Here is an 18,827-nt window from a genome sequence, read left to right as displayed (position 1 = left end):
CCCCGAAGGTTCAAGCCCTGGCCGCGTACCGGAGCCTGGATTTCACCCCTGTCATGCAGTGCGACCGCCGAGCACTTCAGCCACCCAGTCGGCGATGTACTGGCCGGCATTGATACTGTTGTCGAAACTCGAATGCTGCACGCCACCCTCACGTTCGGTGAAGACTTTCAGCTCGCGCTTCGGACTGTTGACCAACTGCTCGTAGGTGCGGTGTGCCCATTTCAGTGGAATCTGCGAATCCTTTTCACCGTGGGTGACCAGGAAAGGCACCTTGATGCGATCCAGAATACCGTCCAGATGGACATTCTCGGCAATGGCCATGAACTCGTCGGTGTCCTTGGCGCCCCAGACCCAAGCCACGTGCGACCAGTAATGCGGCACCGGGAAGCTGCCTTCTTTCTCCAGGCGGCGTTTCTGTACATCGCGCCAGTCGTGGTTGGCGCCCCACACCACACCGCACGCGAAGCGTGGCTCGAAGGCGACCGCGCGCGGACAGTAATAGCCGCCAAGCGACACACCTTCCAGGCCAATGCGTTTGGCGTCGACATCGTCGCGGGTCTCCAGCCAATCCACCACACGACTGGCCCAGTGCTCGCTGTCAAAACGCGCCGTCAGGTGATGCAGGCGCAGCGCCTCGCCCGTGCCGGGCTGGTCGATGATCAATGACGACACGCCACGTTTGGCCAGCCAGGCGGGCAGGCCGACGCGGTATTTCATTTCTTTGGTGGAATCCAGTCCATTGACCTGCACCAGAATCGGCGCTGGGCCGCTGACGCCTTCGGCACGGACCAGCAGACCGGATATGTGTTTGCCTTCGTAAGGGATTTCAACGCGCTCGCAGTTTTCTCGTGCCAGCTCGATGCCGCGTTGGAAGGTGTGCAGAAAGCGTTGGTACAGCTGCGTACGGCCAGGGGCACCATGGGCCTGCAGGCGTTCGCAGCTCAGGTAGTAGGTGGCGGCGCGGTTGTATTTTTCACCGGCAGACAACATTCGGCCCTTGCCTTCGTCTTCTTCTGCCAGGCCGCACAGCTTGTCGGCCATGTTCGCCCAGGTCTCACGAAAGGCTTTGCTGCCGGCGGCGTCCGGTTGCTTGGCGGCCTCTTGCAGCGGCGCGCACATTTCCTCGATTTCGCCGATGCGGGCGCCCATTTCAATGGCCAGGTCGACGGAAAGATTCCACACGTAGTTGGTCGGGAAGTAGCGAAACATGATGGTGATTGTCCTTGTGCAAGCAAAGGCAGGCGGCCAGTTCCGGGCGGAGATCGCCAGCCCTGGCGGTTCGAAGCAGGCTAAGGGGAGGACCATTGTTTGGCCAATCGCGAGTCGGGATGGGAGGTATTGCGAACGGAGATAGAGCGTATGTGCGCCGTCGACCCAGGAGGTTTTTCCTCTCCGATCAAGCCGCGAATCCGGATACCTACCATCGTACTTTGCGATTGCTCATAACGCAGGATGCGATTGGTGTCATTGGGGGACGACTCACTAGAGTTGGCGCTGCACCGCGCCGTTGGTTGGCGCCTCGGGCGTACAAAACAACAAGAACAAGGTATTGGCAGATGAGTGAGTCCCATTGCGGCACAACGATCAGCCCGGGCGCCAAGGGCAGGCTGTTTTTCCACGACCGTGCGAGGAGTCGGGCATGTTCGTACTGAATCGCGTGCTCGCGAATCTGTCGGTGGGGGCCAAGCTGTCGCTGGGGTTCGGCCTGGTGCTGCTGGTGACTCTGGGGGTAGCGCTCACGGCTTTTCGCTCCCTGGGTGTGCTGCAGCAGCGCGGTGAGCAATCGCGTCAGGAGTCATCGATCCAGGCACTGATCCTGCGTGCGCGTATCGCCGAGAAGGCATTTGCCCTGGATCTCGCTCCGCAGCGCCTGGACCAGGTCCGCGAGACGATCGGCAAACTGAATCAACAACTCGATGATGATCCGGCCAACAGCGCAGCGCGCGCCAGCGTACGCACGGCCGTCAGCGCCTATCTGGAGCAGTTCCTCGGCTATGCCGATTCGTTGCGCCGGGCTCGCGAAGCGCGATTGCGCATGCAGGCACTGGCGCAGACCGCTGGTGACAGTTTTACCCTGCTGTTTCTCGACCAACTGGATGCGCTTAACACTCGGTTGGGGCAGGGGGCGCCACCGAGCAGCGAGCAGATGGTGTTGCTCGAACAGACGGTCGCGTTGCGGGACAAGCTCGCCAAGCTGCGTGACAGCGAGCTGTACTACTCGCTCGATGGTGAGGAGCGTTACCGCAGCGACTGGGAAATGAGCATGAGTGACCTGCTCGCCGCCATGCAGGCGCTGGATCTTGGCGAGCAGCAAAGTGAGTCGCTGCAGGAGGCGAGCAGGGCCTTGGGCGACTATCGCAAGGCCTTCGTCGAGTTCGTCGACAGCCGCAAGCAAAGCGCGCAAAGCAGCGCGGCGATGAACGCACAGACCGACCAGGTGAGCAGGTTGCTGGCCGAGGCCGATGAACAGCAAAGGCAGGCGGTGCTGGACGATAACCGCGATGCCGATCGCCACTTGGGGTTGATCACTGTTTTGGCACTGGCCTTGGGCATGGGTGCCAGTCTGCTGATTCGCCAGTTGATTGTGCAGCCACTGCGCCAGGCCGTGCAGTTGGTCCAACACGTGGCTGCGGGGGACTTGAGTGATCCGCCGTCAGACAGTGGTCGTCGAGATGAGCTGGGCCAACTGTTGGGCACCGTGGGCAGCATGCTGGGCAGCCTGCGTGGATTGGTCGGGCGTATCGACCTTGGTGTCGGCTCGCTCAACGGCATGGCCGGCAGCCTGGCTGAAGTGACCCTGAGCAACAGTCGCGGTGTCGAACACCAACGCCAGGAAACCGAGTTGGCCGCCACCGCGATGCAACAGATGGCCGCCACGGCGCAGGAGGTCGCCCGCAACGCGGGTGAGGCCAGCGAAGCGGTGGCGCATGCCGATCAACAAGCGCGCGAGGGCGATGAGTTGGTGCGCCAGGCGGGTGGCAAGATCGACCATCTGGCCAGGGAAATGAGTGGCTGCGCGCAAGCCATGCGCAACCTGCTGGTGGAGAGCGCGGCGATTGGCGGCGTGCTCGATGTCATCAAGGCGGTGGCCGAGCAGACCAACCTGCTGGCGCTGAATGCCGCCATAGAGGCCGCGCGGGCGGGCGAGCAGGGGCGTGGCTTCGCGGTGGTTGCCGATGAGGTGCGTGGCCTGGCACGGCGCACTCAGCGTTCGACCACGGAAATCGAAGGGTTGATCGTTCGTTTGAGCGGTGTGGCCCAACAGGCCGCCGAGCGCTTGCAAGGCAGTCATGCGCTAAGCGATGAAACGGTAGTGCTTGCCGCGCAAGCTTCCCAGGCGCTGGCGCGGATCACCCGGGCGGTGTCCCGCATCGAGCAGATGAACCAGCAGATCGCCGCGGCCGCCGAGCAGCAGAGCGTGGTGGCCGAGCAAGTCAGCCAGAGCATGACGCGGGTGCGCGAAGTGGCGGAGGGTAGCGCCAGGGAAAGCCTGCAACTGCAAGTCTCAACGAACGACTTGCAACGGGTTGGCGGCGAGCTCAAGACGGCCGTCGGGCACTTCCGTACCTGACTCGTCTCCAGGCTACGGCAGCAACTACTGCTCCAGCTCGTTGATGATCTGACTGATTTTCGCCCGCAGCCAACGGTGCATCGGATCCCCCTCCATGGTCCGGTGCCAGAGCATGAACTCACGCATCACCGGGATTTTCACCGGTGGTTGCAGGATGCGCAGCGGCAGGTAGTTGGCGTAGAGCCTGGCCATGCGCTGGAGCATGGTGGCGACGCGTTGAGTGCCGACGATCAACTGCGGGAGGGTGTTGAAGTCGTGGGTCACCACTTCCATGCGACGGGTGAAACCGTACTGGCTCATCAGCCATTCTTCGACGCTCAACTGCCGGTTGCGGCCAAAAATCACGGAGACATGGCCCATCTCGATGTATTGATCGAGGGTGATGCTGTCGCCCACTTGGGTGTTGCCGTCCCACACCACGCAAACGTGCTCTTCTTCGAATAGCAGCTGCGATGGATGGCCTTCGATGAGATAGCGCTCAGGCACGATCATCATGTCGGCCTCGCCGCGCATCAGCATTTCGGTGGACGTGTCGCCGGGGCCGAGCAGTTCGAAGGTGATGTGCGGGGCTTCCAGGGAGATCTTCTGGATCACCCGGGCAAACAGGACGCTGATCAGATAGTCCGAAGTGATCAGGCGAAAATGACGCTTGCTGGTGGCGGGGTCGAACACCGGTTTGGCGGTGATCGAGGACTGGATCGTCAGCAGCACCTGGCGCACGGGTGCCGCCAGTTCGCGGGCGTAGGGCGTGGGCTGCATCTTGCGCCCGACCTGTGCCAGCAGTTCGTCTTCGAAGTAGAGGCGCAGCCTGCCCAGCACGCCGCTGGTGGCGGATTGGGTCATGTGCAGGCGTTCGGCGGCGCGGGTGATGTTCTGCTCTTCCAGTAGCACATCCAGCGCCACCAGGAGATTGAGATCCAGGTGGTTAAAGCGCATGGCGGTCTCGATTCTTGTATTTATTTTGTAAATACCTTCCGGCCTTCCTATCGCGGCGTCAAGTCCCGAGCGTGGGTGAATCGAACGATGCCTGTTCGATTTTCCAGACCCTTTGCGCTGTGCAGCCAGGTATCGCATTTGCCGATAGGTCGCATCCCGACAAGCGATTAGTCAGTGGGTTTGTACCCCTTCAGTATCGGCCCACAGTCGGTTGGCGTGACGCTTGATCGACTCCAAGACCAGCCTCGGCAGCGCTGCGCCTGGCACGGCTCCCGTAAGCGGGGTGCCGGCCTGCGCTGAATAATTACAATGGAGTGGTAACTCAATGAACATCATTGGCCTTGATGCCTTGATTTTTGGCGTCGACGACATTCAAGCCTGTACCCATTGCCTGCGCGACTATGGCCTGCATCCTGTCGATGTCGACAGCGAGGGCGGACGTTTTGAAGCGCTCGACGGTACGGCGGTGATCATCCGTCGTGCTGACGACGCCCGTCTGCCGGCAGCCATCGGGCCTGCCCCCTCGATTCGTGAAACCGTTTATGGCGTGGCAAGCGTGGCTGATCTCGAGGCCATCGCCGATGAATTGGGGCACGACCGCCTGGTGACCCGCGGTGCCGATGGCTCCGTGCACAGCGTGGACGATATGGGGTTTGCCATTGGGTTCCAGATCAGTGTGCGGCGTCCCTACAGCGCACCAGCCGACCTGACCAATGCACCCGGCCATGCCCCCCAGCGACCGGTCAACCAGCCGGGTATCAACCCTGATATGCAGGCCTTGCCGCGGACGCTGTCCCACGTGGTGTACTTCGTGCCGGATGCGGCCAAGGCCGAAGCTTTTTACAAGCGCCTGGGCTTCGTGACCACCGACACCTTTGTCGGTGCCGGTCCGTTCATGCGCCCGGCCGGTTCCGATGATCATCACTGCCTGTTCATGATCCAGACGCCACCGCACATGAAGGGTTGCGAGCACTTCACCTTTCACATGGGCAGCGGCACGGAGGTGCTGTTGGCCGGGCGTCGCTTCGAGCAACAAGGCTGGACCAGCTTCTGGGGGCCGGGGCGGCACCTCTTTGGCTCCAACTGGTTCTGGTACTTCAACAGTCCGTTGGGCTGCCACATCGAATACGACGCAGACATGGACAAGCACGATGACGCCTGGCAAGCGCGCCAGGCGCCGTTGTCGGCGGATAACTCGCAGCTGTTCCTGTTCACCTCCCGGGAAAAATGGTTCCCGAGCGGCCCGCCGCCCAAGCAGGCCTGAGTGCGGATGTCGTCCATGAGTCACGATGCTCATGTTCTCTGTCGCCTGGATGAGTTGGTCGAAGGGCACGCACGCGGGTTCGATCCCCTGGGCACGGGGAAGGACAGTGTGTTCGCCCTGCGCCATGGCGGCGAGGTGCGGGTTTATCGCAACAGCTGCCCGCACCTGGAGGTGCGGCTGGAGTATCGCAAGGATCGTTTTCTCAGCGTCGATGGCCGCCAGATCGTCTGTTACGCCCATGGTGCCCGCTTCCTTCCGGACAGTGGCCTGTGTGTCTACGGGCCGTGCCTGGGGGAAAGCCTGAGTGCGCTGCAATGGCATGCAGAGGCCGATTGGCTGGTGCTCGAAGCCGGTCAATTGGAGGCGTGAGCACCTTAGCTAACGTATCGCGGTAGCTGATACATCGTATCCCTACATGCGATTAGTCAAACGCCTGCTTTGCCGAGAAAGTGAACACAACGCGGTAGCGAATGCGTGCAGAAACAGCCGGCAGTGCAGCCTGGGATCGCTCCGGCGGAGCGCTTGCGTGAATAACAAGAATAAGAGTGAGACGAGCATGAACGCAGTGAAAAAGGTGCTTATCGTCGGTGGTGGTATCGGTGGTCTATGCGCCGCAATCGCTCTGCGTCGCCAGGGCATCGAAGTCGATCTTGTCGAGCTCAAGACGCAGTGGACAGTCTACGGCGTTGGCATCATCCAGCAGAGTAATGTCGTCCGTGAAATGGCCAAGTTGGGTGTGCTGGACGGCTACCTGGATGCCGCCTACGCGTTCGAGGATGTGACCATCAATACCACCGCCGGTGAACAGCTGGCGCGAATTCCCGGCCAGCGCCTGGCGGGCCCCGAGTATCCAGCCAACGTCGGCATCTCGCGCCTGGCCCTGCATCAAGTCCTCAGCGAAACCGTGGCTGCCCTTGGCGTCTCGGTTCGTCTGGGCCTGAGCGTCGAATCGCTGGAGCAGGTGGGCGAGGGCGTTGATGTGCTATTCACCGATACCCGTCGTGGTCGCTACGACCTGGTCGTAGGCGCCGATGGGCTGTACTCCCAGATGCGCGGCTTGCTGTTCGGCGAGCGGTATTCGCCGCGTTTCACCGGCCAGGCGGTGTGGCGCTACAACTTTCCACGCGCCGCCGGAATCGATCATCTGGCCACCTTCCAGGGAGCCGCCGGCAATGCCGGGCTGGTACCGCTGGGCCGCGACCAGATGTACCTGTTCGTGACCTCCCATGAGCCTGCCAACCCCAGGATGGAGGCCGCCACGCTGGCGACCCAGATGCGCCAGCGCCTGAGTGGTTTCACCGGGCTGATCGGCGAACTGCGCGAGCAAATAATCGACAGCGACCGGGTCGTCTACAAGCCGTTGGAAGTGGTGTTCGTCAGCGAGCCCTGGTTCCGCGGCCGTGTCGTGTTGATTGGCGATGCGGTGCACGCCACGACACCGCACTTGGGCCAGGGCGCCGGCATGGCCATTGAGGATGCCGTCGTGCTTGGCGAAGAGTTGGTCGCCGGCGGCAGCGTCGCACAGCAGCTCGAACGCTTTATGGCGCGCCGTTATGAGCGCTGCAAATTCATCAGCGACAGCTCGGTGCTGGCCGGTGACAAGGAAATGGCCCACGACAGCAGCTTCGACCGGATCGGCCTGGTCAGGCGGATGCTCGACGTCACGGCGGCGCCCATCTGAGGCACCGGCAAAAACTGAATTCGCTCTCCCATGGATGCTTCATGCCTGTACAGGCTTGGCCCGGTTGGACTGCGGGCGCTGTTTCACCAGAAGAGCTGACATACAACAACAATAAAGAGGGTTACTTCGATGGCTACTCGCAAGATCGCTGCGTCACGGCGCGTCCCCTTCACCCTGACCCTTGCGGCCAGCCTGGGGCTTGGCGCCTCGGCTGCCCAGGCTTTTCAGATCGATACCGGCAATCCCGATCTCAGCTTGCGCTGGGACAACACGCTGAAGTACAGCGCCGCCTGGCGCCTGAAGGACCCCAGCAGCAAACTCAGCGAGGGCCAGACGGCGCTGAACCAGAATGACGGCGATCACAACTTCGGCAAGGGGCTGATCTCCAATCGCCTGGATATTCTTTCCGAACTGGATATCGGTTTTCACAACTTCGGGGCCCGTCTCAGCGGTGCGGCCTGGTACGACACCGTCTACCAGGACCGTAACGACAACAACGATGCGGCCAGTGCCAACCAGCGCTCGGTGGGCTTCGACGAATTCACCAGCGACACCCGCCAGCTGCACGGCGGTGACGGTGAACTGCTGGATGCCTTTGTCTACTGGAACGGTGAGCTGGCCGACCGTACCTTGTCGGTTCGCGCGGGGCGCCATGGCCTGATCTGGGGCGAGAGCCTGTTCTTCGGCGGCAACGGCATTGCCGGGGCCATGGCGCCGGTGGACGTGGTCAAGGCGCAATCGGTGCCCAACACCCAATTCAAGGAAATCACCCGGCCGGTCAACCAGCTCTCGACCGCCTACCAACTGACCGATGACGTGTCATTGGGGGCCTTCTACCAGTTGGAGTGGGAAGCCACTCGCTTGCCGGGCGCCGGCAGCTACTTCTCCACCAGCGATACCATCGGCGACGGCAATGAACGGCTGATCACTGGCGGGCCGTTTCCGGATTTTCTTGGCGGTAATGCCAACAGCCCGGCCGCGTTTTTCCATGGCAAGGACAAGAAAGCCAGGAGTTCCGGCCAGGGCGGCCTGCAGCTCAAGTACAACACCGGGACGATGGATTACGGCCTCTACGCGCTGCAATATCACGAGAAAACGCCGACGTTGTATTTGAAACCGAATGCCACCGGGCCGAACTTCAGTACCGGGCAAGTCGGCGAATATTCCTGGGTCTACCCGGAAGATATCCGTGTCCTGGGCGCCAGTTTCGCGACCTCCGTGGACGAGTACAGCTTTGCCGGCGAGGCATCGATGCGCTGGAACATGCCGCTGGTGTCCAACGCCCAGACCGTCCTGCCGGGCGTCGAGGCGGACAACAACGATGACGCCCTCTATGCCGTCGGCCGTACGGCCCACGTCAACCTCAACGTCCTGGCATCGCTGGGCCCTTCCTTCGTCGCCAATGAAGCCAGCCTGTTAGGGGAAATCGCCTGGAACCGCCTGCTCGCCGTGACCAGGAACCGCGCCGCCCTGGACCCTAACGCCACCGATGACGGCCTGGGCTTGAAGTTGGTGTACACGCCCACCTATCGCCAGTTCTTCCCGGGCGTGGATATCAGCGTGCCGCTGGGCATCAGCTATTTCCCCATGGGCAAGTCGGCTGTGATCAGCGGGTTCGGCCCCGACAGAGGAGGGGACATGAACATCGGCGTCTCCGCCACCTACCTGGACCAAGTGACCGTGGGGCTGACCTACACCCACTTCTACGGTCCCGAGGACACCAGCCTCAACGCCGCCAACCAGTTCAATTACAAGCAGTCGCTGAAGGACCGGGATTACCTGGCTTTCTCCGTCAAGACCACGTTCTAAGAGGATTTGCGCATGACCATTCAGTTCACTCTAAAGGCCTTGTGCTTAACCCTGCTGGCCGCCGCCGCGCCGATGACCTTGGCCGCCAGCGCTGAACAAGCGGCCGCGCTGGGCAAGACCCTGACACCCTTCGGTGCCGAGAAAGCCGGCAATGCCGATGGCAGCATCCCGGCCTGGGACGGTGGCTACACCAAGGTCGATCCGAGCTACGTCCCGGGTGGTAAGCGGGGTGATCCGTTTGCCGCGGACAAACCCTTGTACAGCATCACCAGCCAGAACCTGGCCAAGTACGCCGACAAGCTCAGTGACGGCACCAAGGAGTTGTTCAAGCGCTTCCCGGAGACCTATCGCATCGACGTCTATCCGACCCGGCGCACGGCGGCCGCGCCGCAGTGGGTCTATGACAACACGCTCAAGAATGCGACCCGCGCCAAACTGGTCAACAGCAGCGCCGGCCTGATCCCCGACGGTGCCTATGGCGGGATACCGTTTCCGATTCCCCAGAACGGTACCGAAGCCATCTGGAACCACCTGCTGAACTGGCGCGGTACCTCGGTCGCGGCGCATTTTCGCCACTATCTGATGACGGCCGACGGCAACCAGGTGATGACGAGCGACGGCCTGTTGACTCAGGAAATGCCCTACTACTTCGAGGAGGGCGGTCCTGAAAACTACTCGGGTGACTACTGGCTGGTGCACTTTGTCAATCTTGGCCCGGCGATTCGTGCCGGCGAGCAGATCCTGGGGCGCGAGAACATCAATGGCGACAAATCCCAGGCCCATGTCTATCTGAGCGGCCAGCGTCGGGTCCGCACGCTGCCAAACGCCTGCTGCGATACACCGACGCCGTCCACCGCCGGGGTCATGTCCTTCGACGAGCTGAGCGTATGGGGCGGTCGCACGGATCGGTTCGACTGGAAACTGGTGGGCAAGCAGGAGATGTACGTCCCCTACAACACCAACAAGGCGCAGAACGCTGCACAGCCGCAGGACCTGCTAGGCAAGCATCATCTGAACCCGGATTACGTGCGCTGGGAGCTACACCGCGTCTGGGTGGTCGAGTCGACGCTGGCCGCCGGCAAGCGCCACCAGTTGCCCAAGGGCCGTTACTACCTCGACGAGGACACTTGGCAGGCCCTGCTCGGTGACCGTTGGGATGCCAGCGGTCAACTGGCCAAGACCCTCTGGTCGCTGCCTTCCGTATTGCCCGACCTGCCAGGCCTGGTGCAACTGTCTGCCGGTTTTTATGACCTGACCTCCGGCGCGTGGTTTATCCAGAACCTCTACGCCGGCTTGCCGGAACAGTATCACGCGGTTGATCGCTACAAGGCCTCGGAGTTCTCGCCGGCGGCGATGGCGGGGCGCGGCGTGCGTTAACTGAGCTGAGAGTCAAGGACATGCCTGTCGGCGTGTCCTTGGGGTACGAGTGTTTGTCCGAGGTAGGTTATGAACAGAATCAGTCAGGCGGGCGCTTTGCTCTTGGCCCTGTATTTGCCCTTCGCCGCGAGCGTGTGCCTGGCCGGGCCGGTTGCGGTGGGCGTGCCGCTCAATACCCCGGCCATGCGGGTACCGGCTGCGCAGAATGGCGTATTGATCGACCTGGCGCGTGCCGGCACGCGTCTGGTGGCCGTGGGCGAGCGCGGCCTGGTGCTGTTCTCCGACGACAATGGGCAAAGCTGGCATCAGGCTTCGGTACCGGTTTCGGTCAGCCTGACGGCGGTGCGCTTCGTGGATGCGCAAAAGGGGTGGGCTGTCGGTCACGCGGGTGTGGTGCTGGCGACGCTGGATGGTGGTGAACACTGGACGCTGCAGCTCGACGGTGCGCGCGTGGCACAGCTGGAGCTGGACGCCGCCAGGGCGGACCAGGCCACGGCTGCCGACCTGGATGCCGCCCAGGTACGGGTACAAAATGCCGAGCGTCTTGTCGCCGATGGTCCAGACAAACCGTTCCTGGCGCTGGAATTCGTCGATGCGCGCCGCGGGTTGATCGTCGGAGCCTACGGTTTGGCGCTGCTGACCACCGATGGTGGCGCCACCTGGCAGTCGCTGATGGGGCATGTCGCCAACCCGAACGGCTTGCACTTGTACGCCATCAGTCGCCAGGGCACACGTTGGTTCCTGGCTGGCGAGCAGGGTTACCTGGCGCGCTCGGACGACGACGCGGCGTCGTTCAGCCAGTTGGACAGCCCCTACGAAGGCAGTTTCTTCACCTTGCAGAATCGCGCGGATGGCGCGCTGGTGGTTGCAGGTCTCAAGGGCAATGCCTTTATCTCCCACGACGCAGGTGCCAGTTTCCAGCGTCTGTCGGTACCCGTACCCATCTCTTTCAACGACGCCACCCGCCTGGCCGACGGCCAACTGCTGCTGGTCAATCAGGGCGGCACGTTGTTTCGCAACAGCGAGCAGACCGGGGCGGCGCTTCTGCCACTGCGCAACCCCTTGGGCAAGCCTGTTTCAAGTGTGATCGAGGCCGCCGATGGCAGCCTGATCGTTGCCGGTTTCACCGGGCTGCAGCGTCTTGCGCAGCCAGCCACTGCCGCTTCGGAGTGAGGTTATGACGTCCCCTGGTAATTTTTCCCAGTCCCCTGCGAATGCGTTCGAAGACTTCGATCCGCGTTCCGGTTCGGTGCTCGAGCGAGCCCTGTTCAACCATCGCTTGTGGGTGTTGCTGCTGTGCCTGGCGACCACGCTGGTGCTGGGTTGGCAATCCAGTCGTGTCGAGCTCAATGCCAGTTTCGAAAAAATGATCCCCACCCATCAGCCCTATATCGCCAACTACCTTGAGCACCAAAAGGAACTGAGCGGGCTGGGTAATGCAGTGCGCATCGCGGTGGTCAACAAGCGGGGCGATATCTACGACAGCACCTACCTCAAGACCCTGCAGGCGTTGAGCGACAAGATCTACCTGCTGCCCGGTGTCGACCGTGCATACATGAAATCGCTCTGGACACCGGCCACGCGCTGGGTGGCGGTGACCGAGGCGGGCCTGGAGGGTGGGCCGGTCATTCCGGATAACTACGATGGCGGCGCCGCGAGCCTTGCAGCATTGCGGCGCAATGTGCAGCTGTCCAACGAAATCGGCCAATTGGTGGCGCTCGACCAGACCTCGAGCATCATCCAGGTACCGCTGTTGCAGCGGACCCCCGATGGCCGGCCATTGGACTACACCCAGCTGTCGCAACAACTGGAGTCGTTGCGCAGCCAATACCAGAGCGACGGCATCGACATTCGCATCACCGGTTTCGCCAAGAAAGTCGGTGACCTGATCGCCGGCCTGCAGCAGATCCTGATCTTCTTCGCCGTGGCGATCCTGATCACCACGGTTGTGCTGTATTGGTACACCCGCTGCATACGCAGCACCTTGCTGGTGGTGTTCTGCTCATTGGTGGCGGTGGTCTGGCAGCTCGGCCTGCTGCCGCTCCTGAATTATCAACTGGACCCCTATTCGGTGTTGGTGCCGTTCCTGGTGTTTGCCATTGGCATGAGCCATGGCGCACAGAAGATGAACGGCATCATGCAGGACATCGGGCGCGGCATGCACCGGGTGGTCGCCGCGCGCTTCACTTTCCGTCGCCTGTTCCTTGCCGGTCTCACCGCGCTGCTGTGCGATGCGGTCGGCTTCGCGGTGCTGATGATCATCAAGATCCAGGTGATCCAGGACCTGGCGATGATCGCCAGTATCGGCGTGGCCGTGCTGATCTTCACCAACTTGATCTTGCTACCCATATTGCTTTCCTACGTTGGGGTCAGCGGCCGCGCGGCGCGACTGAGCCTAAAAAGCGAGCATGCCGAACAAGCGGGCCAGCATCGCCATGGGTTCTGGCGTTTCCTGGATCTGTTCACTCAGCGCCGCTGGGCGGCGTTGTGCATCGCACTGAGCCTGGCGCTGGCGACGCTCGGCTTCGTGGTCAGCCTGCAATTGAAAGTCGGGGATCTGGATGCGGGTGCGCCCGAGCTGCGGGCCGACTCGCGCTACAACCAGGATGATGCATTCCTCACCCGGCATTACGGCGCCAGCAGCGATCTGTTCGCGGTGATGATCAAGACCCCCGCCAGCGCCTGTTCGCGCTATGACATCCTGAACAAGGTCGATGCCCTCGACTGGCAGTTGCGCACCTTGCCGGGTGTCGATTCGACCAACTCCCTGGCGTTGCTCAACCGCCGCATGCTGGTGGGCCTCAGCGAAGGCAGCCCGAAGTGGTATGAGCTGCAGAACAACCAGGCGATGCTCAACATGGTCACCGCCGGCGCGCCGCGCGGCCTGTACAACGAAGACTGCAGCCTGCTGACGCTGTACGTCTACCTCTCCGACCACAAGGCGCAAACCCTGAGCCGTCTGGTCGATCACGTCGAGCAATTCGCCGCGGCGAACAATACCGACGATGTCCAGTTCCTCCTGGCCGCTGGCAATGCCGGGATCGAGGCAGCGACCAACATTGTCGTCAAGCAGGCCAACCGCGAAATGCTGTTCTGGGTCTACGGCGCGGTGATCCTGCTGTGCCTGATCACCTTCCGCTCCTGGCGCGCCACGATTTGCGCGGTGATCCCGCTGATGCTTACGTCGATCCTCTGTGAGGCGCTGATGGTCTGGCTGAACATCGGCGTCAAGGTCGCGACCCTGCCGGTGATCGCCCTCGGCGTGGGCATCGGCGTCGACTACGCGTTGTACGTGATGAGCATCCTGCTCGGTCATATGCGCCAGGGCACAAGCCTGTCGCAGGCGTATTACCGGGCACTGCTGTCCACCGGCAAGGTGGTGATGCTGACCGGTGTGACCCTGGCGATCGGCGTGGCCACCTGGATGTTTTCGCCGATCAAGTTCCAGGCCGATATGGGCGTGCTGCTGGCTTTCATGTTCGTCTGGAACATGGTCGGCGCGCTGGTTCTGTTGCCGGCCCTGGCTCACTTCCTGTTGCCGAGCAAACGGGTGAGCACGGGGCAAGCCGAGGCTAAGCCCAACCATTCGACGAGCCTGCCGCTGATGCCTGCCGCAGCCGAGGAGGGGGCCTGCGCGAAGCACTCACTGCGCCTGCCGTCGGGACACGATCAAACGACCACGGCGGCTGCTAATTCCGTCGCGTCATAACAACAAGAAAGGACTTTTCCATGCCTCGTGTGTATCTGTTCCAGCAGTCTCTATGGCTTGACCTTATCGCCGGCCTGAGCGCCTTCGGCATGGCGTTCTGCGCGACCCAACCAGCGGAGGTGCGTGATGAGCGTTGAACGTCAGGCGCGGCTGCCGCAATCCTTGTTGCTCTTGCTCGGCAGTTGTCTGCCGGTACTTGGCGCGGTGCTGCTGGCGCCCATCCTGCCGCGTATGCAGGAGCACTTCGCCGACACGCCGGGTGTGGCGGTGCTGGTGCCCATTGCCCTGACGCTACCGGCGTTGATGATTGCGTTGTTGGCCCCCGTGGCCGGGATCATCGCCGACCGACTGGGGCGCAAACCGTTGCTGATCGGTGCGATGGTGCTCTACACCGTCTGTGGCGTGCTGCCGCTCTGGCTGGAGTCGCTGCAGGTCATCGTGATCAGCCGCGCCGGCATCGGTGTGGCCGAGGCGGCGATCATGACCTGCTGCACCACGATGATGGGTGACTACTACAGCGGTGCGCGGCGTGAACGCATGTTCGCCCTGCAGATGGTTGCGACCTCGTTGTCGGCGGCGATTTTCATTGCCGTCGGTGGCGTGCTCGGCGAGCACGGCTGGCGCACCCCGTTTGCCCTGTATGGGTTGGGGCTGCTGTTCCTGCCGCTGATGGCTTGGTTGCTGTGGGAGCCGCGTGGGCAGGTCGTCACTGCGACGACGATGAGCCGGGCATTCCCCTGGCGTCCCCTGGCACCGTTGTATGCCCTGGCATTCCTGGCTGGCTTGAGCTTGTTCATCGTGCCGGTACAAGTGGGCTATCTGCTCAACCTGCTGCATGTCGAAGGGTCGCAGCAGATCGGCATGACCATGGGCGCCAGTCAGTTCGGCGTACTGGTCGGCGCTCTGGGTTTCCGGTTGTTCCGTGGTGTCCCGGCGCACCGGCAGATGCTCCTGGCCTTTGTCGCGGCCGGTATCGGTGGCGGGCTGCTGGCGGTGGCCGGCAGTCATGGGCTGGTGGTGATCGCCGTCCTGATCAACGGGCTGGGCATCGGCCTGATGATGCCGACCCTGCTCACCTGGATCATGGCCCAGGTCGACTTCCAGCAGCGTGGCCGCGCCGCCGGCGGCTTCACGGCGATGTTCTTCGCCGGTGAGTTCGCCAGCCCGCTGGTGGTGCTGGCGATCACGGGTGGGGTGATCAGCGCTTTGCCGGCCGCCCTGGGAATCGTCGCGGGCGTTCAACTGTTGGTGGCCTTGGCCTGCATTCGTTTGCGGGGCAGCGGGTCTGCTTTTCCCACAGCGGTTGCCGCAGATCCTGAGCGCTGACCTGCCCATTCGCCGTTTCATCAAAATAAGAACAATGAGGAGAACATCATGAGTTATTTGCTCGACACCTGGTACATCGCTGGATGGGCAGACGAGCTGGCGCAAGGTGGGATGCTTGGCAGAACCATCGTCGAGCAACCCATCGTGTTCTTTCGCGATAGCCAGGGTGTGATCCAGGCACTCGCCGATCGTTGTCCGCACCGTTTTGCCCCGCTGCACATGGGCAAGATTGTCGGCGACAGCGTGCAGTGCCCGTACCACGGCTTGCGTTTCGATGGCAGTGGCCAATGTACGCACAACCCCCATGGCGATGGCACCGTCCCCAAGGCTGCCTGTGTTCGCGCGTTCGCGGTCGTCGAGCGCCATGGGGCGATCTGGGTCTGGCCAGGCGATTCGAGCCAGGCCAACGATGGGCTGATCCCTGATTTTTCCTTCCTCGAACAGGCTCCAACCCACGCCCAGGGGCATGGGTATTTACCAACCCGTGCGCACTACGAGTTGCTGTCCGACAACATCATGGACCTGAGCCACGTTGATTTCCTGCACCCCGATACGCTTGGTGGCGGGGCGTTGTCACGCACGCGCGCCACCATCGAGGAGTTGCCCAACGATCGCGTGCGCATCAGTTGGTGGGCGCCCGATGACGTTCCCCCGCCGGCTTTCGGCGCTCACCTTGAAGACCCGACCCGGGCAGACGTCTGGGCCGAAGTCATCTGGCACGCACCCGGCCTGATGCTGCTGGGCAGTGGCGCCACGCCTCCAGGATGCCCCAGGGAAGAGGGGCCCGTGACATGGAACCTGCACCTGATGACACCGCAGGACGCGACGAACACCCATTACTTCTTTGCCAATACACGCAGTTTCGAGCAGGACAATGCTCAGTTGAATGCCTTCGTCCAGGACATGTTGATCGGTATTTTCGCCGGTGAAGACAAACCCATGGTCGAGGCTCAACAGCGCCAGATTGGCGAAGTTGATCTGCTCGGCCTTAACCCTGTGTTGCTGCCAGTCGATGCCGGCGCCGTACGTTGCCGACGTGTTCTGCGTCGGTTGATTGAAGCCGAGCGGGCAAGGACACAAGCCAGCCTGTGACCCACCTGTCGTTTTGAAAAGAGGAATTGCGATGAGTTTTCTACGCAACGTCTGGTATGCGGCCGCCTGGGGCGTCGAGGTCAAGGCCGGTGCGCTGTTCCAACGAACCCTGCTCAATGAGCCCGTGGTGTTTTTCCGTGATACCCAAGGCACCGCTCAAGCCATTGCCGATCGGTGCCCACACCGTTTTGCGCCCTTGGGCATGGGCGTGCTCAAGGGCGATGCGGTGCAGTGTCCGTACCACGGCCTGACGTTTGATGGCCATGGCACCTGCGTGCACAACCCTCACGGCGATGGTGCTATTCCCCGGGCCGCCAAGGTCAAGGCCTATCCCCTGGTTGAACGGCATAGCTTGTTGTGGATCTGGATGGGCGATACGCCCCAGGCCGATGCGGCGCTGATCCCGGATTTCAGTTGCATGGACGATGACAATTGGTATGTCGGCAAACGCTACCTGCACGCCAAGGCCAACTACGTGCTGGAAGCCGACAACATCATGGACCTGAGTCATATCGAGTTTCTGCACCCGGCTACGTTGGGTGGCGAAGGTGTCAAGAGCGCGCTGACGAGCGTCCGGGAGGACGGCGACACCGTCTGGTCCAATCGCCAAACTGTTGCGGAAATCATGCCTGAGTTTCTCTACAAGGCCTGGAACATCCCCCAAGGCACTCCGGTGGATCGTTGGATCGACGTGCGTTGGGATGCCCCTGCGAATATGTTGCTGTTCTCCGGTGCAGTGGCGACAGGGCGCCCCAGGGAGCAGGGCGTTTCCACGCCGATCCCCCATCTGTTCACCCCAGAGACCGAAACCACGACGCACTACTGGTTCTCAGTCTGTTTTCCCAAGGCGATGGGCGAGTTCGCCGAGAGACTCGCTGATGAGCAGGTGGCCGCGATCAGCCAGCCTTTTGCCGATGAAGATTTGCCAATGCTGGAGGCTCAGCAGCGGATGATGGGAGATGCGGGCTTCTGGGACCTTAAACCGGTCTTGCTGATCGGAGATGCCGGAGCCATTCGCGCGCGGCGCGTGCTCGATCGGCTGATTGCCGCTGAACATTCAGTGGGTGCCCAGTGATGATCGATGTCGTTGTGACCCGCAAGCATCGCGAAGCCGAAGGCATCTACAGCTTCGAACTGGTCCCGGCCGACGATTCCACGCTGCCTGCTTTCAGTGCCGGCTCGCATATCGACGTGCATCTGCCCAATGGCCTGGTGCGCCAGTACTCACTGTGCAATCACCCGCAAGAGCACCACCGCTACCTGCTGGGCGTGTTGCTCGACCCGGCGTCTCGCGGCGGCTCGCAGGCCATGCACGAGCAAGTGCACGAAGGCACCCGGCTGCGGATCAGCGAGCCACGCAACCTGTTCCCGTTGGAGCATGGGGCGGAGTACAGCGTGCTGTTCGCGGGCGGTATCGGCATCACGCCGATCCTCTGCATGGCCGAGCGCCTGGCGCGGATCGGCGCGCCTTTCGAGTTGCACTACTGCGGTCGCTCGGCCCAGCGCATGGCCTTTATCGAGCACACCCGCCATTCGGCGTTTGCCGATTGCGTGCACGTTCATGTGGACGATGGTGAGGATGCTCAGCGTCTGGACAGTGCTCGGGTCTTGTCCGCGCCGGCGAGTGACCACCACCTGTACGTCTGTGGCCCTACTGGCTTCATGGAGCACGTGCTCGGCACGGCGCGCGAGCAGGGCTGGGCCGAGGCGCAATTGCACCGTGAGTACTTTAGCGCCGCCGCTGTCCCGACGGGTGAGGCGGGCAGCTTCGAGGTGCAACTGGCTAGCACGGGACAGTGTTTCCACGTGCCGGCCGCGCTCAGCGTTGCCCAGGTGCTGCTGGAGGCGGGTATCGATATTCCCTTGTCCTGCGAGCAGGGCATCTGTGGCACCTGCATCACGCGCGTGCTGGAAGGTGAGCCGGAGCATCGCGACATGTTCTTGACCGATGCCGAACGGGCCCGCAACGACCAGTTCACGCCGTGTTGCTCGCGTGCCAGGAGCGCCCGGCTGGTGCTCGATCTTTAAGGTTTTTTCATGCATCCATCTTTACCCGCTGCCG

The 18,827-nt window shown here is 62.3% G+C and carries 14 protein-coding genes and 1 pseudogene; 13 read left to right on the top strand and 2 right to left on the bottom strand.

Annotated features, from left to right (window positions below; translation table 11 throughout):
• Nucleotides 1-51 precede the first annotated feature (51 nt).
• Nucleotides 52-1,209, bottom strand: a complete 1,158-nt coding sequence (locus J4E53_RS05535) for a S9 family peptidase (RefSeq protein WP_060742810.1) — start codon at nucleotides 1,207-1,209, stop codon at nucleotides 52-54.
• A gap of 430 nt (nucleotides 1,210-1,639) precedes the next feature.
• On the opposite strand from J4E53_RS05535, the pseudogene J4E53_RS31010 reads away from it, so the two are divergent.
• A pseudogene (locus J4E53_RS31010) lies at nucleotides 1,640-2,713 on the top strand (HAMP domain-containing protein); the annotation flags it as partial.
• Entirely contained in the window at nucleotides 2,708-3,571 is an 864-nt protein-coding gene (locus J4E53_RS31005; protein WP_409077844.1) for a methyl-accepting chemotaxis protein, read from the top strand. The pseudogene J4E53_RS31010 and the gene J4E53_RS31005, both read left to right, overlap by 6 nt.
• A 24-nt stretch (nucleotides 3,572-3,595) precedes the next feature.
• Here the strand turns inward: J4E53_RS31005 and J4E53_RS05525 are convergent, their stop codons facing one another.
• Nucleotides 3,596-4,507 (bottom strand): LysR family transcriptional regulator, encoded by a 912-nt coding sequence (locus J4E53_RS05525; protein WP_053178948.1) that lies wholly within the window; start codon nucleotides 4,505-4,507, stop codon nucleotides 3,596-3,598.
• A 325-nt stretch (nucleotides 4,508-4,832) separates the two neighbouring features.
• On the opposite strand from J4E53_RS05525, the gene J4E53_RS05520 reads away from it, so the two are divergent.
• The 11 genes from J4E53_RS05520 to J4E53_RS05470 all read left to right on the top strand — a co-directional run bounded on the left by J4E53_RS05520 (nucleotide 4,833) and on the right by J4E53_RS05470 (nucleotide 18,793).
• Nucleotides 4,833-5,771 carry a VOC family protein gene (locus tag J4E53_RS05520; RefSeq protein WP_060742808.1) on the top strand — a complete coding sequence of 313 codons (939 nt, stop codon included), beginning with the start codon at nucleotides 4,833-4,835 and terminating at the stop codon, nucleotides 5,769-5,771.
• A 15-nt stretch (nucleotides 5,772-5,786) separates the two neighbouring features.
• On the top strand, nucleotides 5,787-6,140 hold the full coding sequence (locus tag J4E53_RS05515; RefSeq protein WP_103308162.1) for a Rieske 2Fe-2S domain-containing protein: 354 nt from the start codon (nucleotides 5,787-5,789) through the stop codon (nucleotides 6,138-6,140).
• Nucleotides 6,141-6,327: 187 nt separating this feature from the next.
• On the top strand, nucleotides 6,328-7,452 hold the full coding sequence (locus J4E53_RS05510) for an FAD-dependent oxidoreductase (protein ID WP_103308134.1): 1,125 nt from the start codon (nucleotides 6,328-6,330) through the stop codon (nucleotides 7,450-7,452).
• A 129-nt stretch (nucleotides 7,453-7,581) separates the two neighbouring features.
• A complete protein-coding gene (locus tag J4E53_RS05505) occupies nucleotides 7,582-9,261 on the top strand; it encodes a DUF1302 domain-containing protein (RefSeq protein ID WP_060742806.1) in 1,680 nt (559 codons plus the stop codon).
• 12 nt (nucleotides 9,262-9,273) lie between these two features.
• The gene (locus tag J4E53_RS05500; RefSeq protein ID WP_060742805.1) at nucleotides 9,274-10,638 is read left to right on the top strand and encodes a DUF1329 domain-containing protein; all 1,365 of its coding nucleotides are present in this window, start codon (nucleotides 9,274-9,276) and stop codon (nucleotides 10,636-10,638) included.
• A 69-nt stretch (nucleotides 10,639-10,707) separates the two neighbouring features.
• Nucleotides 10,708-11,811, top strand: coding sequence for a YCF48-related protein (locus tag J4E53_RS05495; RefSeq protein WP_103308135.1), 1,104 nt, complete (start codon nucleotides 10,708-10,710; stop codon nucleotides 11,809-11,811).
• Nucleotides 11,812-11,815: 4 nt separating this feature from the next.
• Nucleotides 11,816-14,347, top strand: a complete 2,532-nt coding sequence (locus J4E53_RS05490) for an RND family transporter (protein WP_060742803.1) — start codon at nucleotides 11,816-11,818, stop codon at nucleotides 14,345-14,347.
• Nucleotides 14,348-14,473: 126 nt separating this feature from the next.
• Nucleotides 14,474-15,673: an MFS transporter gene (locus J4E53_RS05485; protein ID WP_103308136.1), complete on the top strand. Its 1,200-nt coding sequence runs from the start codon at nucleotides 14,474-14,476 to the stop codon at nucleotides 15,671-15,673.
• Between the two features lie 48 nt (nucleotides 15,674-15,721).
• Entirely contained in the window at nucleotides 15,722-16,765 is a 1,044-nt protein-coding gene (locus tag J4E53_RS05480; RefSeq protein WP_103308137.1) for an aromatic ring-hydroxylating dioxygenase subunit alpha, read from the top strand.
• Nucleotides 16,766-16,796: 31 nt separating this feature from the next.
• Entirely contained in the window at nucleotides 16,797-17,840 is a 1,044-nt protein-coding gene (locus J4E53_RS05475; RefSeq protein ID WP_103308138.1) for an aromatic ring-hydroxylating dioxygenase subunit alpha, read from the top strand.
• Complete coding sequence (locus tag J4E53_RS05470) at nucleotides 17,840-18,793, top strand: PDR/VanB family oxidoreductase (RefSeq protein ID WP_103308139.1); 954 nt, start codon at nucleotides 17,840-17,842, stop codon at nucleotides 18,791-18,793. The genes J4E53_RS05475 and J4E53_RS05470 overlap by 1 nt, the downstream gene beginning before the upstream one ends.
• Nucleotides 18,794-18,827: the final 34 nt, after the last annotated feature.

Source organism: Pseudomonas sp. FW305-28 (assembly GCF_017351395.1).
GTDB classification, from domain to species: Bacteria; Pseudomonadota; Gammaproteobacteria; order Pseudomonadales; family Pseudomonadaceae; genus Aquipseudomonas; species Aquipseudomonas fluorescens_AA.
This window is presented reverse-complemented; position numbering and strand designations above follow the sequence as displayed.